Source organism: Sulfuricella denitrificans skB26 (assembly GCF_000297055.2).
GTDB classification, from domain to species: domain Bacteria; phylum Pseudomonadota; class Gammaproteobacteria; order Burkholderiales; family Sulfuricellaceae; genus Sulfuricella; species Sulfuricella denitrificans.
In genome coordinates, this window is record NC_022357.1 from 1 (window position 1) to 23,063 (window position 23,063).

The 23,063-nt window shown below is 52.5% G+C and carries 18 protein-coding genes; 13 read left to right on the forward strand and 5 right to left on the reverse strand.

Annotated features, from left to right (window positions below; all coding sequences use genetic code 11):
- Window positions 1–13: 13 nt before the first annotated feature.
- From dnaA to efp, 5 genes are all read left to right on the forward strand, one after another.
- Complete coding sequence (dnaA, locus tag SCD_RS00005) at window positions 14–1,342, forward strand: chromosomal replication initiator protein DnaA (RefSeq protein WP_009207204.1); 1,329 nt, start codon at window positions 14–16, stop codon at window positions 1,340–1,342.
- Window positions 1,343–1,528: 186 nt separating this feature from the next.
- The gene (gene dnaN, locus SCD_RS00010; RefSeq protein ID WP_009207203.1) at window positions 1,529–2,650 is read left to right on the forward strand and encodes a DNA polymerase III subunit beta; all 1,122 of its coding nucleotides are present in this window, start codon (window positions 1,529–1,531) and stop codon (window positions 2,648–2,650) included.
- A gap of 31 nt (window positions 2,651–2,681) precedes the next feature.
- Complete coding sequence (gene gyrB / locus SCD_RS00015; RefSeq protein WP_009207202.1) at window positions 2,682–5,072, forward strand: DNA topoisomerase (ATP-hydrolyzing) subunit B; 2,391 nt, start codon at window positions 2,682–2,684, stop codon at window positions 5,070–5,072.
- A complete protein-coding gene (gene earP, locus SCD_RS00020) occupies window positions 5,047–6,225 on the forward strand; it encodes an elongation factor P maturation arginine rhamnosyltransferase EarP (RefSeq protein WP_051338755.1) in 1,179 nt (392 codons plus the stop codon). Before gyrB ends, earP begins: the two co-directional genes overlap by 26 nt.
- Window positions 6,226–6,270: 45 nt before the next feature.
- On the forward strand, window positions 6,271–6,831 hold the full coding sequence (gene efp / locus SCD_RS00025) for an elongation factor P (RefSeq protein WP_009207201.1): 561 nt from the start codon (window positions 6,271–6,273) through the stop codon (window positions 6,829–6,831).
- A 71-nt stretch (window positions 6,832–6,902) separates the two neighbouring features.
- Here efp and topA read toward each other — a convergent pair whose 3' ends face one another.
- The 4 genes from topA to SCD_RS00045 form a co-directional block, all read right to left on the reverse strand.
- Window positions 6,903–9,185: a type I DNA topoisomerase gene (gene topA, locus SCD_RS00030; RefSeq protein WP_009207200.1), complete on the reverse strand. Its 2,283-nt coding sequence runs from the start codon at window positions 9,183–9,185 to the stop codon at window positions 6,903–6,905.
- A 78-nt stretch (window positions 9,186–9,263) separates the two neighbouring features.
- Entirely contained in the window at window positions 9,264–9,722 is a 459-nt protein-coding gene (locus SCD_RS00035) for a DUF494 domain-containing protein (protein WP_009207199.1), read from the reverse strand.
- Window positions 9,723–9,764: 42 nt separating this feature from the next.
- The gene (gene dprA / locus SCD_RS00040) at window positions 9,765–10,853 is read right to left on the reverse strand and encodes a DNA-processing protein DprA (RefSeq protein WP_009207198.1); all 1,089 of its coding nucleotides are present in this window, start codon (window positions 10,851–10,853) and stop codon (window positions 9,765–9,767) included.
- A gap of 26 nt (window positions 10,854–10,879) precedes the next feature.
- Window positions 10,880–11,914 carry a LysM peptidoglycan-binding domain-containing protein gene (locus SCD_RS00045; protein WP_009207197.1) on the reverse strand — a complete coding sequence of 345 codons (1,035 nt, stop codon included), beginning with the start codon at window positions 11,912–11,914 and terminating at the stop codon, window positions 10,880–10,882.
- 117 nt (window positions 11,915–12,031) lie between these two features.
- Between SCD_RS00045 and def the strand changes: the two genes are divergently transcribed.
- The 7 genes from def (at window position 12,032) to SCD_RS00080 (ending at window position 21,070) form a co-directional block, all read left to right on the forward strand.
- The gene (def, locus tag SCD_RS00050) at window positions 12,032–12,535 is read left to right on the forward strand and encodes a peptide deformylase (protein ID WP_009207196.1); all 504 of its coding nucleotides are present in this window, start codon (window positions 12,032–12,034) and stop codon (window positions 12,533–12,535) included.
- Window position 12,536: 1 nt separating this feature from the next.
- Window positions 12,537–13,466 carry a methionyl-tRNA formyltransferase gene (fmt, locus tag SCD_RS00055; protein WP_009207195.1) on the forward strand — a complete coding sequence of 310 codons (930 nt, stop codon included), beginning with the start codon at window positions 12,537–12,539 and terminating at the stop codon, window positions 13,464–13,466.
- 218 nt (window positions 13,467–13,684) lie between these two features.
- On the forward strand, window positions 13,685–14,956 hold the full coding sequence (gene rsmB / locus SCD_RS00060) for a 16S rRNA (cytosine(967)-C(5))-methyltransferase RsmB (RefSeq protein WP_009207194.1): 1,272 nt from the start codon (window positions 13,685–13,687) through the stop codon (window positions 14,954–14,956).
- A 34-nt stretch (window positions 14,957–14,990) separates the two neighbouring features.
- Window positions 14,991–15,617, forward strand: a complete 627-nt coding sequence (locus SCD_RS16765) for a DUF4390 domain-containing protein (RefSeq protein WP_232504418.1) — start codon at window positions 14,991–14,993, stop codon at window positions 15,615–15,617.
- A 25-nt stretch (window positions 15,618–15,642) separates the two neighbouring features.
- Window positions 15,643–17,769 carry a sensor histidine kinase gene (locus SCD_RS00070; RefSeq protein WP_009207192.1) on the forward strand — a complete coding sequence of 709 codons (2,127 nt, stop codon included), beginning with the start codon at window positions 15,643–15,645 and terminating at the stop codon, window positions 17,767–17,769.
- A complete protein-coding gene (locus SCD_RS00075; RefSeq protein ID WP_009207191.1) occupies window positions 17,770–19,044 on the forward strand; it encodes a sigma-54-dependent transcriptional regulator in 1,275 nt (424 codons plus the stop codon).
- Window positions 19,045–19,159: 115 nt separating this feature from the next.
- Window positions 19,160–21,070, forward strand: a complete 1,911-nt coding sequence (locus SCD_RS00080) for a potassium transporter Kup (protein WP_009207190.1) — start codon at window positions 19,160–19,162, stop codon at window positions 21,068–21,070.
- Between the two features lie 23 nt (window positions 21,071–21,093).
- Here the strand turns inward: SCD_RS00080 and SCD_RS00085 are convergent, their stop codons facing one another.
- Window positions 21,094–21,936, reverse strand: a complete 843-nt coding sequence (locus tag SCD_RS00085; RefSeq protein WP_009207189.1) for an NYN domain-containing protein — start codon at window positions 21,934–21,936, stop codon at window positions 21,094–21,096.
- 143 nt (window positions 21,937–22,079) lie between these two features.
- On the opposite strand from SCD_RS00085, the gene SCD_RS00090 reads away from it, so the two are divergent.
- Entirely contained in the window at window positions 22,080–23,048 is a 969-nt protein-coding gene (locus SCD_RS00090; RefSeq protein ID WP_021035724.1) for a PDC sensor domain-containing protein, read from the forward strand.
- Window positions 23,049–23,063 lie beyond the last annotated feature (15 nt).

Sequence of the window (23,063 nt, forward strand, 5' to 3'; positions counted from 1 at the left end):
TTTGGATTACCCAATGGAAAGTTTTTGGCTTGATTGCGTAAATAAATTTAAAGAAGACTTGCCCCCCCAGCAATTCAATACTTGGATTAAGCCGCTAAAGTTCGACTCATCGGACGGTATCCCTCGCCTGATCGCACCAAACCGCTTTATCCTGCAGTGGGTCAAAGATAAGTTCCTAGCTCGAATCGAGGAGATGGTTGAAGCCCATTTTTCCGAACCCCTATTGCTGCTGCTTTCTCTGCCGGATACACCGGAAAATAACACGACACAACCAACAATAGCTGCCGCGGCAACACCTGTACGACAAAATACAAAACCTGATCAATCACGCCTCAATCCACTGTTCACTTTTTCCAATTTTGTTACAGGCAAAGCGAACCAGCTAGCCCGGGCTGCAGCCATACAAGTAGCTGAAAATCCAGGTACCGCTTACAACCCTTTATTTGTTTATGGTGGAGTGGGGCTAGGCAAAACCCATTTAATACAAGCCATCGGCAATCTGGTTAAAGAACAAAATAGCAAGGCGAAAATCAGCTATTTACATGCAGAGCGCTACGTTTCTGACGTAGTGCGCGCTTACCAGCATAAAGCGTTTGACGATTTTAAACGGTATTACCACTCTCTGGATTTGCTGTTGATCGATGACATACAATTTTTTGCGGGCAAAAATCGGACCCAAGAAGAGTTTTTTTACGCTTTTAACGCCTTGATCGAAGACCATAAACAGGTAATCATCACTTGCGATACCTTTCCCAGAGAAATTGCGGGAATGGAGGATCGCCTCATTTCCCGCTTCGGCTGGGGCCTGACCGTTGCAATTGAGCCTCCAGAACTGGAAATGCGTGTAGCAATCTTGCTAAAGAAAGCAAGGGCCGAAGAAATAAAATTACAAGAAGAAGTCGCTTTTTTCATCGCCAAACAAATACGTTCCAATGTACGTGAACTGGAAGGCGCACTAAAGCGAGTTCTAGCTTATTCTCGATTCACGGGACATCCAATTAACCTGGAATTGGCCAAAGAAGCGCTCAAGGATTTACTGGCTGTTCAAAATCGTCAAGTTTCACTAGATAATATTCAAAAAACCGTTGCGGATTACTATAAAATCAAAGTTGCTGAAATGTTCTCTCCGAAACGATCAAGAAATGTAGCTCGACCACGGCAAGTCGCTATGGCACTCGCAAAAGAACTTACACAATCGAGTTACCCGGAAATAGGCGATGCATTCGGTGGGCGTGACCACTCAACAGTAATACATGCATGTAGAAAGATTACGGAATTAAAAATTTCCGACCCTACAATTAGCAGAGACTTTGAAATATTGTTGCAAATTCTGCGTAGCTAAATCATATGGATCAAATGTTGATAAAGCTTATTTCCTTGCTTAAGTAAATTTTTTACCCCATTTAATCCACAAGCCTTGGCGAGATTGTCCACAAGCTTATTGATACATTAACAAGTTGATTAATAAGTAAAAATATTAACTATACCGGTAATTGATTAGGCTTACTATTAGTCTTAGGATATATATATGTTATTAATTCAAACAAACAGGGATGCGATCTTAAAGCCACTTCAATCCGTAATTGGTATTGTGGAACGGCGGCATACACTTCCCATTCTTTCCAATATCCTGATAGAAAAAAACGGGGAAAATCTTTCTGTTATTGCTACAGACTTGGAAATACAAATTACAGCGACATCCATTTGTCAGGATGAACTTCCGGATTTTTCGGTAACAGCATCAGCAAAAAAACTTCAGGATATCTGCCGTGCATTTCCAGAGGATTCCAAAATTGCGTTAGAAAAAGATGAGTCGAGACTGCAAATAAAAGTTGGAAAAAGCCGCTTCAACCTCCAAACATTGCCAGCAAATGATTTTCCAATATTAGCTCCCTCAGGAGAAAACAGGTCTTATTTTAAAACAACCCAAAAAACCCTGAAAAATCTGCTCAATCTTGTTCAGTATGCAATGGCACAGCAAGATATACGCTATTATTTAAATGGGTTATTACTTGTGGTAGAAAGCAAATTACTACGGGTTGTGGCTACAGATGGCCATCGACTTGGTATGGCTTGTTTCCCCTTGGAAAATACTGAGGACATGGCAGAAGGATCGGCCCAAGAGGTGATTCTCCCGCGTAAAACGGTTATTGAATTAATTAAATTGCTTACTGATAACGATGAGGAAGTAACCATTGAAATTGGCCAAAGTCAAACTCGCTTCTCTTTTTCTAATGTAGTTCTAGTATCAAAAATAGTAGAAGGAAAGTTTCCAGATTATAATCGCGTAATTCCCTCTGATTATCAGAACCACATTCAGATTGATCGTATACTCCTGTTGCAATCTCTGCAGCGTGCGTCCATCTTATCCAACGAAAAGTTTCGTGGTGTCAGGCTCGTATTAACACAAAATAGCCTGCGTATAATTTGTAACAATAATGAGCAGGAAGAAGCTCAAGAGGAAATTGAAGTTAACTATAGTGGTGAACCGCTGGATATAGGTTTCAACGTCAATTATTTGCTGGATGTTCTAACCAATTTAAGTATCCCATCCATTACTCTCTCGTTTGGTGACGCCAACAGTAGCGGCTTATTCACTATTCCAGATAATGAATGCTTCAAGTATGTTGTCATGCCAATGCGTATTTAAAATAAATTGTTTCACGTGGAACCCATAAATAATGTCTGAATATACTTCCGATAGCATCAAAATACTGAAGGGCCTGGAAGCCGTGCGCAAACGGCCCGGCATGTACATTGGAGATACCAGTGATGGTTCAGGGTTGCACCATATGGTATTTGAGGTGGTAGACAACGCCATAGATGAAGCACTTGCCGGCCATTGCAACGAAATAAAAGTCGTTATTCATCCGGATAATTCCATCAGCGTACATGACAATGGCCGCGGGATTCCCACCGGAATCAAGGACGATGACGAATTCAAGCGGTCTGCGGCAGAAATTGTCATGACGGAGTTGCATGCCGGGGGAAAATTCGACAGCAATTCATACAAGGTTTCCGGGGGGTTGCATGGTGTAGGCGTGTCCTGCGTCAACGCCCTTTCAAAATGGTTGAAATTAACTATTCGGCGTGATGGGCAAACGCATTCCATGGAGTTTCGTTGTGGCGTACCAGTCGAACCACTAAAGCTTATTGGCCAGACTGAAAAACATGGTACTGATGTACATTTTATTGCAGATGAGGAAATATTTGGTTTGGTCGAATATCATTACGAGATTCTGGCTAAACGACTGCGCGAACTTTCGTTTCTTAACAATGGCGTACACATTGAACTCGTTGACCAGAGAACAGGGAAAAGTGATAACTTTGCTTTTAGTGGTGGTGTAAAGGGGTTTGTTGAATATGTAAACCGCAGTAAAACTGTCCTGCACCCCAAGGTTTTTTATGCAATAGGTGAAAAAGACGGCATGACTGTGGAAGTAGCAATGCAGTGGAATGACTCCTATCAGGAATCTGTTCAATGTTTTACTAATAACATCCCACAGCGTGACGGAGGAAGTCATTTGACGGGACTCCGTAACGCAATGACACGTACATTAAATACGTATATAGAACAAAGCGAGCAGGCAAAAAAAGCAAAAGTAGAAACTGCTGGCGATGATATGCGCGAGGGACTGACGTGCGTATTGTCGGTAAAAATCCCTGACCCAAAATTTTCATCACAGACCAAAGAAAAATTGGTTTCTTCCGAAGTGATGCCAGTAGTACAGGAAATCGTTTCTGCGAAACTTGCAGAATATATGCTGGAAAACCCGAATGACGCTAAAATTATTTGTGGAAAAATTGTTGATGCAGCGCGTGCACGAGAAGCGGCGCGCAAAGCACGGGAAATAACGCGTCGAAAAGGCGTGCTGGACGGCATGGGTTTGCCGGGCAAGTTGGCAGACTGTCAGGAAAAAGACCCTGCATTGTCTGAAATTTACCTGGTAGAAGGAGATTCAGCCGGAGGTTCGGCGAAGCAGGGAAGGGATAGGAAATTCCAAGCGATCCTTCCCCTGAAAGGAAAAATTCTCAACGTTGAGCGAGCTCGCTTCGACCGACTGGTGTCTTCCCAGGAAATCGCAACTCTGATCGTTGCTCTGGGTACAGGCATCGGCAAGGATGAATACTCAGCAGAGAAATTGCGCTATCACCGCATTATCATCATGACCGACGCGGATGTGGACGGTTCCCATATTCGCACCCTGCTACTCACTTTTTTCTACAGGCAAATGCCTGAACTGGTGGAACGGGGTCATATCTACATAGCCCAGCCTCCGCTGTACAAGGTCAAACATGGTAAGCAGGAACGCTACCTGAAGGATGACCATGAATTGAAGCAATACATGCTGCAAATGGCGTTGAGCGAGGCTGAACTGGTTACGGAGGTTGGCAAAGAGCCGATCAGCAAGGCCGCTCTAGAGGAAGTGGCCAAAGAATTCCTGCTGGCCGAAGCGATTGTCGAGCGCTTGAGCCGTATTATCTCAGAGCCAATCCTCTACGCTTTGCTTAAAAACTTCGTGCTTGACCTGAGTGATCTTGCTTCGGCGAATGAGAGCGCAGAACAGCTTAAAAAAGCGTTGGTTAACGAGCAGTATACTGTTTCGGCTTCCTACAATGAAGCTACAGAAAGTTTCCGACTGAAAATAAGCAAGATGGTGCACGGAAATTTGCAGATCAGCTATCTTGATCGGGATTTTCAGCAAAGCGGCGACTACGCACAGCTATTGAAAACAGCACAAGTGCTGCATGGCTTGCTTAAAGAAGGTGCAAGCATCAAGCGTGGAGAACGATCCCAGCCTGTCAGCGAGTTCAAGGCTGCAATGGACTGGCTGCTGGAAGAGGTGAAACGCGGCTTGGGTATCCAGCGCTACAAGGGTTTGGGTGAAATGAATCCCGGGCAGCTTTGGGAAACAACCATGGATCCTCAGGTAAGACGGCTGCTTAGGGTGCAGATTGACGATGTAATCGCCGCTGACGAAATTTTTACCACTTTGATGGGCGACCAGGTTGAACCGCGACGTGCTTTTATCGAAACAAACGCACTTGGAGCAAGAAACCTCGACATCTGATATTGTCCTGCCGAGATGGGACATCTTCAGCACAGTAGTCGACAATTACGGTGATATCGGCGTCTGTTGGCGGCTCGCCCGCCAACTGGCTGCCGAGCATGGCCTAAGGGTCCGTCTGTGGACGGACGACCTGATCAGCTTTCAAAAGATTAACCCAGAAATTGACCCGTGCTCGCCAATACAGTTTTCCCAGGACGTGGAAATAAGGCAGTGGGGTGAATTCAACATGTCCGTTGACCCGGCGGATGTAGTGATAGAAGCCTTCGCCTGCGAGCTACCGTCCACCTATGTGGAAGCGATGGCGAAGAGTGGACGCAGACATGCCTGGGTAAACCTGGAATATCTCAGCGCCGAAGAGTGGGTTGATAGCCATCATGGTCTTCCCTCCCCTCATCCACGACTTCCCTTGATTAAGCATTTCTTTTTCCCAGGATTTTCTCAAAAAGCAGGGAGCTTGTTGGTTGAAAAACGCTGGTTGGAGCAACGGATAATTTTCCAGGAAGCCGTTCAATTGCGTGCAGATTTTTGGCAGGACCTGGGCATCCCGGCCCCCGAAAAAAACGAAGTCCGGATTTCCCTATTTTGTTATGATAATAATGCAGCGTTAAGCCTGTTCACAGGCTGGGCGAAAGGCGCGACACCCGTGGTGTGCCTGATACCAGATCGGGTCGCAATGGATCAAGTATCCGTTTTTTTTGGGGTGTCCAATCCAGAAGTGGGGAATCTTTTCAAAAAAGGGAATCTCATAGTCAGGGTTTTGCCATTTCTTGAACAAGACGAATATGACAGGCTCTTGTGGGCATGCGATTTTAATTTCATAAGGGGCGAAGATTCTTTTGTTCGTGCGCAGCTAGCTGAGCGACCCATGGTCTGGCAAATATATCCACAGGAAGCTGGAGCGCATTGGCCAAAACTGAGCGCTTTTCTGCATCGTTATTGTGCTGACTTACCCCAATCAACGAGGGAAGCACTAACTACATTTTTTGAAGCATGGAATACCGTTGGGTTGGGCGCTTCTTCTGCAGATTGGGAAGGCTTATGGATGCACCGTGCCACCTTGGAAAAGCATGCCCAGGAATGGGCAAACAGACTGATAAAAAAAGAAGATTTGTCTACAAAGCTGGTAAACTTTTGTAATAATAAGTTAAAATAATCGGCTTTGAACCGCCACAATTTTTAATATTCTGCAGGAAGAACCATGAAAACCGCACAAGAAGTCCGCCCAGGCAACGTAATCATGATCGGTAATGACCCTATGGTGGTCCTTAAAGCCGAGTACACCAAATCCGGACGCAATGCGTCCGTGGTCAAGATGAAAATGAAAAATCTCCTTACTGACTCCCCCAGCGAGGCGATTTACCGGGCGGACGACAAGTTTGAAGTGGTGCAGCTTGAGCGCAAGGATGTGACTTACTCCTACTTCGCTGACCCGATGTATGTATTCATGGACGCTGATTACAATCAGCACGAAGTCGAACAGGAAAATCTGGGCGACGCCATTAATTACCTTGAAGACAGCATGCCTTGCGAAGTGGTTTTCTATAATGATAAAGCCATATCCGTTGAATTGCCGACTACTGTGGTACGTGAAATCGTTTATACCGAGCCTGCAGTACGTGGTGATTCATCCGGTAAAGTGATGAAACCCGCTAAGGTCGCAACCGGGTTTGAGTTACCTGTTGCGCTGTTTTGCGAGATTGGTGACAGAATCGAAATTGATACCCGAACCGGTGAATTCAAACGCCGCGTCGCGGCCTGAAATCCAGAAAAAAGAGATTGTGAGTAAACAAAAAGGGGCCTTGATGGCCCCTTTTTGTTTACTACGAATTGTTATTCTTCAGCTGTAGCAACCGGTTCGGTATAGCCACACTCTTTCTGCGGACAAACTTTTTCTGTGCCGCGACGCTTGGTCGTCTTGATGGTTAGCACAGGCCAGTTGCACTTTGGGCAAGGTTCGGCGACGGGAGGGTTCCAGACCGCATATTTACAATCCGGGTACGTATTGCAGGAATAAAACAGCTTCCCGTAACGGCTTTTACGCTCGATCAAGCTACCTTTTTTGCACTCTGGACAGATTACCCCAGTATCTTTGGGTTTCTCCAGCGGTTCGAGAAACTTGCACTTAGGATAAGCCGAGCACCCAATGAACTTGCCATATGCGCCGGATTTAACGTGCAGAGGGCTGTCACATTTCGGGCACAGGCGCCCTTCTACCACGACAGGCTCGTCTGGTTTAACCTCACCATCCATGCTACGGGTAAAATCGCATTCTGGATAAGCGCTGCAACCAACGAATTTTCCTCGTTTTCCTAGTCTGACGGACAGGGGTTTGCCGCATTTTGGGCAGGCTTCATCGAGCTGCTCATGAGTAAGGTCTTTGCGCTCGATATTTTTCTTTTCATCGATTTGCTGGCTAAAGCCTTTCCAGAAATCCGCTAGTACAGGGATCCATTCTTTTTCGCCAATGGAGATGATGTCCAGCTGGTCTTCAAGCTTGGCGGTAAAGTCGTAATCAACATAGCGCGTAAAATGCTCGGTAAGAAACTTGTTGACCACCGAGCCTACGTCGGTAGGGAAAAAACGTTTTTTGTCGAGGTTTACGTATTCCCGAGCCTGTAGTGTCGAGATAATGCTGGCGTAAGTGGATGGGCGGCCTATACCGTGCTCTTCCAGATCCTTGACCAGGCTGGCTTCAGTATAGCGAGGCGGGGGCTGGGTAAAGTGCTGGTCACCATATAGTTTGTCCACTGGAATCTGATCGCCAGCTTCCATTGGGGGCAGCTTGCTTTCGCCCTCTTCCTCCTGGTCGTCTTCGCTTTCCAGGTAAACCGCGATGAAACCTGGAAAAACCAGGGTCTGGCCAGAAGCCCTAAATAGAGTGCCTTCATCCGCTACCGCGAGGTCCAAGCTGACTGTGTCGAACTTCGCCGGACTCATCTGGCAAGCCAGGGTACGCTTCCAGATCATTTCATAAAGCTTTATCTGGTCTGCGGTAAGGAAGGTGCGAACGTCATCCGGCGTGCGCAGGATCGAGGTTGGCCTGATGGCTTCGTGCGCCTCCTGGGCGTTCTTGGATTTGTTTTTATACAGGACCGGTGCTTTGGGCAAATAGTCAGGGTCGAATTTGGCGGAGATGTAATCGCGAATTTCTGTTAAGGCCTCGTTGGCGAGGATAACCGCGTCGGTTCGCATGTAGGTGATCAGACCAACGGCCCCGCCACCAGTATCTACCCCTTCGTAAAGTTGTTGAGCAACACGCATCGCGCGGTCGGTGGTAAATCCTAGCTTACGTACGGCCTCCTGTTGCAAGGTGGAGGTGGTAAACGGCGCGGAAGCCTGGCGTTGCTTGCGTTTTTTGTCGACCTGAACGACCGTTGCCTTGCCGCCAGCGCGTTGTGAAATATAGTCAACAATATCGGCCTGCGCGGATTCGGTGCCAACGCTGAACTGGTTCAGCTTTTCACCCTTGTACTGGAACAGCTTGGCAGAAAACTTCTGTTTGCCTTTGTGTGAATCGAAATGGATGCTCCAGTATTCCTGGGTTTTGAATGCGTCTATTTCTATTTCACGCTCGCAAATCAGACGAAGCGCCGGACTTTGTACCCGACCGGCCGAAAGTCCACGACGTATTTTGCGCCATAGTAGCGGCGAAAGATTGAAGCCAACCAGATAATCGAGCGCCCTCCTCGCCTGTTGGGCGTTCACCAGGGGCATGAGAATATCGCGCGGATTTGCAATAGCCGCCAGCACGGCGGACTGAGTAATTTCATGGAAAACCACGCGCTTGACATTCTTTTTGGCGAGCAGTTTCTTGGATTTCAAAATTTCCGCAAGATGCCACGCAATCGCCTCACCCTCACGGTCTGGGTCAGTTGCCAGATAGATGTTGTCGGCCAGCTTGACCGCTTTGGTAATTGCATCGACGTGCTTTGCATTTCGCTCGATCAGCTGATACTTCATTTTGAAGTCGTTTTCAGTGTCCACGGCCCCCTGTTTCGGCACGAGGTCGCGCACATGGCCGTAAGAGGCGAGGATTTCAAAATCCTTGCCAAGGTACTTTTTTAGGGTTTTGGCTTTGGAGGGGGACTCGACGATCAGGAGGCTGGAGGACATGCGCTCTCGCTAAAATTAGTGGGTTTGGGCGCGGATGATATGAAGAACCGGCGGTAATGGCAAGAGCCTGTTGCCCAGTCAGTGCATGGTGGGCTCGGCATCGCCGAATAGCAGATCTTCAATGAACATGAAGTCGCTTGCCTGGCCTTGGCTCGAGAGCACGATCAGAACAGTCCATTTAACCTGTTCAAGCGAGACCTCGTGTTCGTTGAGCGCCATAATACGGTCGATAACCCATTCGCGTTGAACGGGATTAAGTATGCCGGAAGTTTCGAGAAACAAAAGGAAGCCACGGGACTCGGTCCCGATCTTGGTTTCTTCCGCATCGGAATAGAACCGCTGTGCTCTGGAGTCCGCCAGACTGGGCAGATAGCTTTGTTGCGTTAGCTTCTCCAGGCCATTGACCCACGCCATGGCTTGGTTGATCTCATCCCGGTCGAAGCCTGCCGCACTGAGTTCACGGGTCAACGTACCCTCGTCGGGGTAAACGTTGGCCTCGAAATAGTTTTCAAACAGGTAGACTAAAATATCGAACATTGTGCTGGCTTCAAGTGGTTTTAACGCTGGAGCTCGTTTGGGTCAGGTGATTAATTGGTAAAGCCCGCCGGGCAGGCAGGCGATTCGCCCTTCCAATTCCAGTTGTAACAGCATGGCGCAAACAGTATCGCTCGTCAAGCCGCTGCGTGCCGTCAGTGCGTCGATCCCGACAGGGTCGAACCCAAGAGCGTCCAGCAGCGGATGGCGGTTGTCCTCTGGTGAGCCTCTGTCATTCACCGCAACAGGATTCTGCTGTGATGACCACTTTAGTTCATCAAGAATGTCGTTCGCGCACTCGACCAGCTTTGCGCCCTGCTTGATCAGTGAGTGGCAACCTTTGGACACAGGAGAGTGAATGGAGCCGGGAATGGCGAAGACCTCCCGCCCTTGCTCAACGGCCAAACGGGCGGTGATCAACGAACCGCTCCGAATTGCCGCCTCGATCACCAGGCAGCCGAGAGACAGCCCGCAGATTATGCGATTGCGGCGCGGAAAGTTGTGCGCCAAAGCGGAGGTACCCAATGAAAATTCGGAAACCAGGGTACCGTGCTGCGCCAATTCGTGAGCCAAGGCATGGTTGCGTGAGGGGTAAACGACATCCAGGCCGGTTCCGACCACTGCGATACTGCTGGACGCGCCATCCAGTCCCCCTCGGTGTGCGGCCGCATCAATGCCCAACGCCATTCCGCTGACGATGCACAGTCCGCTGTCGCTTAGGTTTTTGGAAAATGATTCGGCATTCATTTTCCCCTGTGGCGTTGCATTGCGGCTGCCGACAACCGCCATTGCCGGCCGATTCAGAAGATCGAGGCGGCCTTTGACATAAAGCAGGGGTGGCGGGTCGGGAATTTGTAGCAGGGCTTGAGGGTATTCGGCATCGGCCAGGGTAATAACATGGTTGTGCTCATTGCTGAGCCAGGCGAAGAGAGGCGCAAGACTTTCCGGGTCAGCGCTGCGACGGATGCCCTCAGCTACGTCTTTGCCGACAATACCTGATAGGGATGCGTAGGAAGCGGCGTAAATCTCTTTCGGTTCGCCGAAGGCGCGCAGCAGTTTGCGGTACGACTCGTCACCCAGCCCCGGAATCAGGCTCAAGCCAACCCAGGAAGCAATATCGTCGGATGAGAGCATCCTCAGGGGCTGCGGGAAAATGCCGTTTACGGTGTGCGCACATCGTCCAGCACTTGCACCGGACGCTCGCTTTGCATTACCAGCGCATAAGACAGTTTATCAAATACGCGAAACACGAAAACCAGACCATAGCGTTCGTCGGGCAATTTGACGATTTCCGGCGAGGTATCGTCGTGCTTGCCAGGTGAAATGTTGCGGCCGTGGCGGTAAAGAGCCAGCACATGTCCGACTTCTAGGCCGTCTCGGCTTCCCTTGTTCAGGGTGACCATCGAGCCCTTACCAACCTCTGCGACGCCGCCATAGGCAGAAACTATCCTGCCGAGAATCGTCGTCTCCGGCGCGTGGGGTACATAAGCGCTGGTTGCCTCTTCCTTCATTTCAACCAAACGGTCGCCGATATTGATTTCTTGGGTGGATTTGGTGATATTTATCGTGGCTGGTGCGCCGAACCGGTTGATTCTGGCATCTCCCAGATAGACTGCTTCATACCCCAGGGTTTCATTGGAGTCGGGATCGATTAGCGCCTTGCCCGGGCGGTAAATATGCCAGTTCAGCGCCCCGCCTTCCATGATGGACTGGACATAGGCGGAATTGCCAGCACCGAGGATGACGCGGCTCTCTTCTGTGCCGATAATATAGGGTGCCTTTTCAAGCTCACCTTCTGCTATGACCAGCGGCTTGCTGAGGAACGGCCCGATGGCCGTCTGCGGAATGCTGGGAATGGCGCCGGCTTCTGCGGATTCAACCCGGACGCGTGGACTCAGCTTGATTGTTTCGATACCCTTGACCAGGCGTAATTCTGGCGAACCGCTGGACATGTCCAGTACGACCATGTCGCCTGGATATATCCAGTGTGGATTCTTGATCTGCTGCTTGTTCATTTTCCAGATTTCAGGCCAGCGCCAAGGGTCCTTGAGAAATTTCCCCGCAATGCCCCAAAGCGTGTCGCCCTTGACCACGACGTAGCGATCTGGATGGCGGTCTTGCAGAGTGATTTCGGTGGCGGTGGAGAGCGAACTTAAGCCGAAAAGCAAAATCAGAGCTAAAATAGGCTTTTTCATGAGCGGGCCTCAAAGGGTGAGTTGTTCCTGGTCAGCATCAATGGAGCACTACAATCCTTGACGAATTCAGGGGTTGGGTTAAATTTTGCATGTAATTGATTAAACAAGCAAGCACTTATGGCTATATTAAATATCATTCATTATCCCGATGAACGGCTGCATACCGTGGCGACTCCCGTGGTCGAAGTAAACGAGGAAATCCGCCGCCTAGCTTCCGATATGGCGGAAACCATGTATGCTGCGCCCGGTATTGGTCTTGCCGCAACCCAGGTAAATGTGCACAAACAGGTTGTCGTGGTAGACATTTCCGAGGAGCGGAACCGCCTGCAGGTGTTCATTAACCCGGAAATCATTGCCAGCGAGGGGAAAATCGAGCACGAAGAAGGCTGTCTTTCCGTGCCGGGCATTTACGAAAATGTCACTCGGGCAGAGAGAGTCACCGTGAAAGCGCTGGATGTCGAAGGAAAATCTTTTACGTTGAAGGTGGACGGGTTGCTGGCGATCTGCATTCAGCATGAAATCGATCATTTGAAAGGTAAAGTATTCGTCGAATACCTGTCGCGGTTGAAGTTGAACCGCATTCGCCTGAAGATGAAAAAGCTGATGCGGGAGACCCTATAAGATGCGGTTGATTTTCGCCGGCACGCCGGAATTTTCGGCTGCCGCTCTGGCTGCGCTGATAGAAGCGGGGTATGACATTGCCCTGGTGTTGACTCAGCCAGACCGGCCTGCCGGACGCGGCATGAGGCTGACGCCCAGCCCGGTCAAGCAAATGGCCTTGCAGCACGAATTAAGTGTACTGCAACCCGCGGCGCTGAAGGATGCCGAGGTACAGGCGCAGCTAGCGGCCGTTAACGCCGACGCGATGGTCGTTGCTGCCTATGGCTTGTTGCTGCCGCCGCCGGTGCTAACCATCCCCCGTCTCGGTTGCCTGAACATCCACGCCTCGTTGCTGCCACGCTGGCGCGGCGCGGCACCGATACAACGAGCGATTCTGGCGGGCGATCCGGAAACTGGTATTACCATTATGCAGATGGATAGAGGGCTGGACACCGGCGGCATGCTGTTGCGAGCCGCACTGCCGATCGCGGACGATGATACGGCGCAAACCCTGCATGACAAGTTAGCGGTTCTGGGCGCATCGAGTATCGTTTCCGCACTACAGCAGCTGGAGCACGGGACTTTGCATGCGCAACCCCAGGATGACAGTGCCGCAACGTATGCTGCGAAACTATCCAAAGCGGAAGGTTTGATCGATTGGCACAAAAGCGCTGCTGAACTTGCCCGCTCAGTACGTGCTTACAATGCTTTTCCGGTGGCGCAGGCCCGATTTCAGAGTGAAATCTGGCGCATCTGGCAGGCGCAGGTGGCTCAACGGAGTGAGGGTGCTCCCGGAGAGATACTGCAAGCGGACAAGGAGGGCATTCTGGTCCGATGCGGTGAAGGTGCTTTGCTGTTGAAAGAACTTCAGAAACCCGGCGGCAAGCGCTTGCCGGCGTCAAGTTTCCTGGTGGGAAATCCGGTGAAACCGGGTGACCGATTTGAAACTTGAATTTTGATAACCAGTTCCTATCCACAAATGCCTCACCCGCTCTCCCCTATCCTCTCCCGTCTCGTCAGAGCGAGCCGCTTTGCAGCCGCTCTCGGCGGGGACACTCCTTGCGAGTGCAAACGGGGCTGTCCTCCTCTCAGCCTTCTTCCGGAGGGGTCACCCTCTCCTCAATCCTCTCCCGCCCGCGGGAGAGGAGGCAATCGAGAAGGGCGCTCGCTATGATTGAATCACAGCGCCTCGCCAGTACGGCGGTTTCCCAGGTTCTGGCTGGGCGAAATCTCAACCAGGTTTTGCAAAGCTTGCTGCCCCGCCATTCTTTGCTCACCCCTCAGCAGCGAGCTGCCGCCCAGGATATGAGCTACGGCACACTACGCTTTTATGGTCAGTTGCGCTCCATTCTCGACTTGCTGTTGCAAAAGCCGATACAGGATGCTGCGGTGCGATCCCTCCTGCTGGTCGCGCTTTATCAGTTGCAATACAGCCGGTCGGCGGAACACGCCGTGGTGGATCATGCCGTCAGGGCTGCCGAGACCCTGAAAAAACCCTGGGCCAAGGGGTTGGTCAACGCGGTGTTGCGCAATTTCCTGCGCCAGCGTATCAGCTTGCTTGAACAGGCTGCGGCCAGCGAGGAAGGGCGTTACTCCCACCCGCAATGGTGGATAGAGAAGTTGCGTCGGCAGTATCCAGATGACTGGGCAACACAGCTGGAAATCAACAACCAGCACCCGCCGATGACGTTGCGGGTGAATGCTCGAGTGACATCGACTGAAATCTATCTTGATTTGCTGCATCAACAGGGGATCGAAGGGCAGCAAGTCGGAGAAAATGCGATATTGTTGGACCAACCAGTTTCAGTCGACAAGTTGCCGGGTTTTGGCGAAGGGGTGTCGTCAGTTCAGGATGCCGGGGCGCAGTTTGCGGCCAGGTTACTCGATGTTGCCGACGGGATGCGGGTGCTGGACGCGTGCGCTGCGCCGGGAGGAAAGGCTGCGCACCTGCTGGAACTGGCTCGGATCGAATTGACCGCCCTGGACTCGGATCCGGAGCGGTTGAAGAAAATTGAACAGACCTTGCAACGACTCAAGCTCGAAGCGCATTGTCTGACGGGAAATGCCGCCCGGCCTGATGAGTGGTGGGACGGCAAACCGTTTCAGCGTATTCTGGCCGATGTACCGTGCAGCGCATCAGGCGTAGTACGGCGTCATCCGGACATCAAGTGGCTGCGACGCGAAGTGGACATTACGGCCTTTGCCGCCCAGCAGGCTGAAATACTCGACGCGCTGTGGCGTGTCCTGGGTAGTGGTGGTAAATTGCTGTATGCCACCTGCTCGGTGTTTGCCGAGGAAAACCAACAACAAATCGCCCAATTTCTGGTGCGGCACGAGGATGCCCAATGCTTGCCACTTTCCCTGCCGGCCATGAAGGACGGGCAGTTAACGCCCAATCTCCAGCATGATGGGTTTTTTTATGCGTTATTGCTCAAAGCCTAAGCGGTTTGACTCTGCCAGAGCTTTCCTTCTGGGCGTGCTCCTAGCGTCATCCTTGATTGCCAAGGCGGATGGCATTGAGGTTAAATCCGCCGAGCTGGCGGTGGTGGACGAAGCCTTGGTGCTGAAAGCGAACCTGGAAATCGGTCTTAGCCCGGCGCTCGAAGATGCTCTGAACAAGGGGGTCCCACTCAACTTTATCGCCGAATTTGAACTCAAGAAGCCGCGCTGGTACTGGCTGGATGAAGTCATGGTCACGGCGCAGCAACATATCCGTTTGAGCTACCATGCCCTGACGCGGCAATTTCAGCTTACCAATAACGCCAAATACCAGAATTTTTCCTCCTTGAACGAAGCCCTTTCCGAACTTGGACGTCTTCAGGAATGGCGTGTCGCTGAAAAAACGCTGGTAGCGGAGAGGCCGCTGGTAACCAGCAAGCCTCTGGCGGTGGACAAGGCGCTGGTGGATGGCAAACCTTTAGCTGAGGGCAAAACGCCGCTGCCGGATAAATCGCCACTGTTGAAAAAACGGGATGGTTATCTAGCGGGTCTGCGAATGAAGCTGGATCTGACTCAGCTGCCCAAACCTTTGCAGGTGAATGCACTGACGTCAAAAGACTGGAATCTGGATTCGGAATGGCATCGCTGGAATGTAAATCCTTGATGTTGGCAGCCACAGGGCGGAAGCAATGAAATACGTCCTCTATCTGTGCGTCGGCCTCGGTGCCGTTGCGCTGTACATGCTCTCAAGCGCCAGCGGCAACGCGGCGGCATTTTCCCAGTATTACACTTTGTTGCTGGGCCTTAACGGTGTGCTAGCGGTGTGTTTGCTGTCCCTGGTTCTTTATCAGTTGTGGAATCTGCGGCGCAAACTCAAGGCTCGGGTATTCGGTTCGAAGCTGACTTTAAGGCTACTCCTGATGTTTGTTTTGATGGCGGTGCTTCCCGGCGTACTGGTGTATGGGGTTTCGGTACAATTTTTAAGCAAGAGCATCGAGACCTGGTTCGACGTGCGCGTGGACAATGCTCTGGAGGGCGGTTTGAGTCTGGGCCGCAGCGCGCTAGACAACCTGTTGCGCGACCTCAATAAAAAAGGGGAATACATGTCGCTGGCGCTGGCGGATCAGCCGGTCGGCGGCGAACCTTTGACGTTGCTTAACAATTTGCGTGAACAGGCCGGCGTGCAAGAAGCGACGCTATTCAGTTCCCGTGGCTTGCTCATCGCTTTTTCCGGCAGTGAGCGCGCGGGCCTGCAACCTGATCGCCCTGCGCCTTCGTTGTTGCGCCAGGCGCGCCAGCAGCAGCCTTACGCCGCAATCGAGTCGATTCCTGGAAAAGGCTTGTATTTGCGCGTGGTTGTTCCGGTCAATGTGCTGGGCCTGAATGAAAATATTCGGGTATTACAACTGTTCCAGCCCGTTCCGGAACGGTTGGCCAAGGATGCAGAGACGGTGCAGGAGGTATACCGTGATTACCAGGAGCTTTCCGTATCGCGGCTGGGAATGAAGCGGGTGTATGGCCTTACCCTGACGCTGGCTTTGCTGCTGGCATTGCTTTCCTCGATTGCTTTGGCTTTCTTGTTGAGCGCGCGTCTTTCGGCGCCGCTCGGCTTGCTGGCGAAGGGGACTCAGGCCGTCGCCTCGGGAGATTTCAGTATCATGCCGACGGTGCATAGCCGGGACGAGTTGGGTTCCCTGATGCAGTCGTTCAACGACATGACCCGGCAACTGGCGGAGGCGCGCGCGGTGGTCGAGCTCAACCAGCGTCAGCTGGAGACGGCGAAAGCTTACCTGGAAAGTCTCCTGGCGCACTTGTCGAGCGGAGTGCTGGCATTTGATGAAAATCTCAGCCTCAAGACCATGAACCCTGCCGCCGCGGAAATCCTGGGTGTGGATTTGTCCGTCCTGAGCAAGCGCCGGTTCTACAAGTGGGCGCTTAATGACGAATCATTGAAGGCACTCGTTGTGGCAGTCGAAGGTCTCTTCCGACACAATGAAGAAAAAGAATGGCAAACCCAGATGGAATATGCCGGCAAGAACGGCAATCAGGTATTGCTGGTGCGTGGCACACGATTGCCGGCGGCTGTGGGTAATGACTTCATCGTGGTCTTTGACGATATTACTCATTTGCTCCAGGCCCAGCGCGATGCGGCTTGGGGCGAGGTGGCGCGCCGCCTGGCGCATGAAATCAAGAATCCGCTCACACCGATTCAGCTTTCGGCCGAGCGACTCGAACACAAGCTTGCGAGCAAACTCAGCGCGCCGGATGCCGAGGTGCTGAAGCGGGCGACGCAAACCATCGTCAACCAGGTAACGGCGTTAAAGAGTATGGTAAACGCTTTTGGCGAATACGCCCGCGCGCCCAGCCTGAACCTGGAGGCGGTGGACCTCAATCAGCTGGTATACGAAATCCTGGCATTGTACGAGCACTCCGATGCACAAATTTCGACCCGTCTCGCACCGGTGTTGCCGCTGGTAACAGGGGATCCGACTCTGTTACGCCAGGTGGTGCATAACTTGCTGCAAAATGCTCAGGATGCCCTGGCCGAAACGGAAGGACCTCAAATCACGGTGGAAACCGCCGTGGAAGAAAACGCGGTCAGGTTGACCGTCCGGGATAACGGTTGCGGTTTTCCCGAAGCGCTCATGGCGCGATTGTTCGAACCTTATGTCACGACCAAGCCTAAAGGTACCGGATTGGGATTGGCTGTTGTCAAAAAGATCATCGAGGAGCATCACGGCAAGATGAAAATCGAAAATCTACAGCCCCACGGGGCAAGCATTTGCATTTATTTGCCCTGCGAGAAAGCGGTTTAAATGGCAGCCAATGAAATACTGGTGGTGGACGATGAGGTTGGCATCCGCGAGCTGCTGAGGGAAATTTTGCATGACGAAGGTTATATTGTCGCGCTGGCGGAGAATGCCGGTGCGGCACGCCTTTATCGCAGCCAGAAACGCCCGGATCTGGTGCTGCTCGACATCTGGATGCCAGACACCGACGGTATCACGCTGCTTAAGGAGTGGGAAAGCAACGGGCTGTTGACTATGCCGGTGATCATGATGTCCGGCCATGGCACCATTGATACTGCGGTGGAGGCAACGCGTGTCGGTGCCGCGGACTTTCTGGAAAAGCCTATCGCCCTGCAAAAGCTGCTCAGCACCGTAGAGCGCGCGCTCAAGAAAAGTGAGCCGCTACCGTGCAATGGAGAGGCGCTGGCCGGCCTGGGTACGGGTACCGCCGTCAGCGAATTGAAGGTACGCCTGGCGCAGGTGGCCAATCAGATAACCCCCCTGCTGTTGACCGGGGAAGCCGGCGCCGGCATGGAGTTGTGCGCGCGCTACCTGCACCGACTGAACACCCCCTGGGTTGCGCCGGAAACCCTGGCCGTTCTGGCAGATGACCCGATGAGCCTGCTGGAAAAGGCGCGCGATGGCGTGCTCTACCTGGATGAGATCGGAAATTTAGGCAAGCTGGAACAGAAGGGCCTCGCGCTGATCCTGAACAAGCTGGAAAAGTATGGCGTGCGCCTCGTGTGCGCTACGTCCATGCCACTCCACCAGTTGGTCGATGAGGGGGTGTTCGATGTTCGGCTGTTTCAGGCGATCAATGGCTTGGCGCTGGCGGTGCCCAGCCTGCGCGAACACAGCGAAGATGTTCCAGATCTCGCCAGGCAAGCGCTGGCGCGACTGATCGAAACCGGGCAATCGGCCCCGCGCCATTTCAGTGCCGCTGCGTTGAATCTTCTGCGCGATGAAAACTGGCCCGGCAATTTGCCTCAGCTGGGCAACGCGGTGAAAACACTGGCGCTAACAGCCCTTTCTAAAGAGATTACTGCTGAGGACGTCAGCCGCGTGCTGGGGCAATTTGCTCCCGCCGTTCCATCCTCAGCGTCCCAGTACACCTTACCCCTTGATCAGCCGTTACGCGAAGCGCGTGACGAGTTCGAACGAATTTATTTCGAGCATCAGCTCAAGAAGGTCGGCGGCAACATGAGCCGTTTGGCGGAAAGCGTCGGGCTGGAGCGTACCCATCTCTACCGAAAATTGAAACAACTCGGCATAGTCGTAGGCAAGGGAGAAATCGGGAGCTGACGAGCCTTTTCCTGCCGGCAAATGGTTTAAGCCGAGCAAAAAAAGGAATAGAATGGCGCTCCTTGGAAAGCGGCGAAGCAAGCTGCGACAGCTGGCGGTATATAAATAGCAAGCCATGAGTACAACCGAAAAAAATTCCGACCACGCCTCAACGGGCACAAGCGGCAAGAGCAAATCCTCCGGACTGATGCTTGCCGCTATCGGCGTGGTATTCGGGGACATCGGCACCAGCCCGCTTTACACCCTGAAAGAAGTGTTTCACGGCTCTCACGGCATTGCAACCAGCCATGATAATGTGCTCGGCGCGCTTTCACTGGTGCTTTGGGCGCTGCTGATCGTGGTTTCGCTCAAGTACGTGATTTTCATCATGCGCGCGGACAACAATGGCGAGGGCGGAATTATGGCGCTGCTGGCGTTGACGCTTAAAAGCTCGCCCGGCGACACGCGCAGCCGCTGGTTGCTGATGACGATGGGGATTTTCGGCGCTGCGCTGTTTTACGGCGATGGTGTGATTACTCCGGCGATCTCGGTGTTGTCCGCCGTAGAGGGGCTGAAAATCGCCACCCCCGCGCTTGAGCCCTACGTTATTCCGATTACTCTGATTGTGCTGGCAGGATTGTTTCTTTTTCAGCGCAAGGGTACCGCCAGCGTGGGCGCGCTGTTCGGGCCGGTGATGATCGTCTGGTTTGCCACCCTGGCGTTGCTTGGCATCATCAATATCTTCGAATATCCAGCGGTATTGCAGGCGGTGAACCCGTTCCACGGTTTCAATTTCTTCGTTGAACACCAGTGGTATGGCTTTCTGGCCTTGGGCGCGGTGGTGCTGGCGGTAACCGGAGGCGAGGCGCTCTACGCTGACATGGGCCATTTTGGCCGCATGCCGATCAAGACGGCATGGTTCTTCTTCGTGCTGCCAGCGCTGCTGCTCAACTACTTCGGTCAGGGTGCGCTGATGATCCACAACCCTGCGGCGGTGGAAAACCCGTTTTACATGCTTGCACCGCCGTGGGCGCTTTATCCGATGGTGGCTCTGGCCACCCTGGCCACAGTGATCGCTTCTCAGGCCGTGATTTCGGGCGCCTTTTCCGTCACTCGCCAGGCAATACAGCTGGGCTACTGCCCGCGGCTGGAAGTGAGGCACACGTCTGAGCGGGAAATCGGCCAGGTCTATCTGCCGGCAATCAATTGGGCTCTGCTCGTGGCAATCGTCGCGCTGGTGCTGGGGTTCCGTTCCTCCAGCAACCTCGCTGCCGCTTATGGCATTGCGGTCACTGGCACGATGGCGATCGATACCATCCTGGCCGTGGTGGTAGCGCGTGCGATGTGGGGTTGGGGCTGGGCGACGTGTGTAGCGGTAGCCGCCTTTTTCCTGTTCATCGACCTGTCCTTCTTCAGCGCTAATGCCATGAAGATTCCACAGGGAGGGTGGTTTCCCCTGGTAGTCGGAATCGCGGTATTCACCCTGCTTTCCACCTGGAAGCGGGGGCGGGCTTTGCTGTTCGACAGGCTACGGGATGGCGCGATTGCACTGGATCCTTTCCTTGCCGGAATTGCCGCTCATCCGCCACTACGCGTGCCCGGCACGGCGGTTTTCCTTACGGCCAATCTCGATGGTGTGCCCCATGCCATGCTGCATAATCTGATCCATAACAAAGTGTTGCACGAACGGGTGGTGCTGCTGACAGTCATCACTGAAGACGTGCCGCATGTGCCGGAAATTGATCATGCCGAGGTGCAGCCGCTGGGTAACAATTTTTATCGGATTATCGTGCGCTACGGCTTTAAGGACGAGCCAGACATTCCTGAAACACTGACGCAATGTACGGGATGTGGATTGGAGTTTCAGATGATGGAAACCTCTTTTTTCATCAGCCGGGAAACCCTGATCGCAACAATTGCGCCGGGCATGGCATTGTGGCGGGAAAAGGTGTTCATCAGCATGGCTCGCAACGCCGGCAGTGTCTCTGCCTACTTCAAGATTCCGACCAATCGGGTGGTGGAGCTGGGGACGCAGATCGAGCTGTGACGCGGCTTTGCCTTTATTTTAGCCTAATATTCCGGGTTGAAATTCTTGATGATGACGCCGCCCGACTTTTCATCGTGCTCAACTTCCAGCAGCTTGCGCGCTGCAGCCTCCTCAAGCAGCTTGCTGAACGAGCGAAAGCCATAGTAGCTTTCATTGAAGCCCGGTTTGCGCCGCTTCAGCGCCTGCTTGACCATCGAACCCCAGATTTTTTCCTCTTCGCCGCGCTCCGCAAACAGAGCTTCTACCGTCTCCATCATCAGGTCCAGGGCTTCCTGTGACTTGTTACTCTCTTCCGGGGGCGTGGTTTTAGGAGCCGCCTCAGCGGTGCCTTTGGCGGCGGGTTTTTTCTTGATGGTGCGTTTCTTGGCTTTTTCTGCTTTCTCGGCGTTCTCGCGTGCCAGATCGTCGTAGTAGATGAATTCGTCGCAGTTGGCGATCAGCAGGTCGGAGGTGGAATTTTTGACCCCGACGCCAATTACGGTTTTGTTGTTCTCGCGCAGTTTGCTCACCAGGGGTGAGAAATCCGAATCGCCGCTGATGATGACGAAGGTGTCCACGTGAGATTTGGTGTAGCACAGGTCGAGAGCGTCGACTACCATGCGGATGTCGGCCGAGTTTTTTCCCGACTGGCGCACATGGGGAATCTCGATCAGCTCGAACGAGGCCTCGTGCATGGGAGCCTTGAATTCCTTGTACCGATCCCAGTCGCAATAGGCTTTTTTCACCACGATGCTGCCCTTGAGCAGCAAACGTTCAAGAACCTTGCTGATATCGAACTTTTCGTACTTGGCATCGCGCACGCCCAAAGCAATATTCTCGAAATCGCAGAACAGCGCCATGCTTTGGATTTTTTGGGGAGTGGTCATGAATGGCTCCTGCGGTAGTGCACCCTGAGGTGGCGGTAAACGTTAATGAATATTTCCCTGATAAAGTTTAGCAGAATCGCCTAGAATACCGCTAAACGCGCGCAACAACCGAATGACTCAGAAGAACTGTCGATAGCCTGGACATGAAGCCCCCAAAGGAAACATTGCAGGAAAGCATCGCTCACCAGCGTGAATCGCTGGTGAGTCTGTTGCAGGAGCCCATGCGCCGGCTGGCGGAAGAATGTGTTCCGGTATGGGGCGATCGGGAAAAACTGGATGTGTTGCTGGGCGCGGCGCTGAAAGAATTGCCTTACTGCAAGCACCTCTATGCGCTGGATGCCAACGCAATCCAGATCAGTGATAACGTGAGTCACGAAGGGCTGCTGGAGGGCTTTGGCCGGAATCGGGCCAAGCGGCCCTACCTGCGCGAAATCACGAACAGCACAGATTTTTTCCTTTCAGACGCCTACATCAGTCTGCGCGAGCGGCGTCCCTCCCTCACGGCCATCCAAGCTGTGCGTAACGCTGCTGGCGAAGTGCTGGGATATGTTGGCGCCTATTTCGGCTTGCGCGATTTGCCGCTGACGCGTGAGCTCTACGAAGAGCCGAGATACTGGCGCCAAATCAAGGGCGACCCATCCATCCGCGGCACGGTATTCCACCAGACCCGTTCAGACAGCGAGATGGACCAGCATGTCGACACGGTGCTGGGCGTGGTGGTCGAACTTATGCTCTACCACGGTGTGTTTCACGTGATGCTGCATTTTTCCAGCAGCCGTGCCATCGTCTGGGTGATGGAGGATCCCTACAGTTATCGTCTGTTGGATATCGAAGCCCTGATTGGCCCGGATATCTGTCTTGCCTACCCTCGTACCCCCTACCCTTCGGGAGCGCGAGTGCCCCCAGAGCAAGTCCGCGGCGTGCTGGAAGCCTTTCGCACACTACGTCTTATGGACGAGATGTTCTACCTGCGCTCCGGCACGTTGAACATTTTTAATGGCCTCGTCGGACTTACCTTCTCGTGCGATGGCTCCCATTACCTCCCTTACGATGAGTTTCTCCGCAAGGATCACGATTTCTGGACGGGCATTACCTCAAGCAAGGGGAGCTGAACCGAGTGCTTCCAT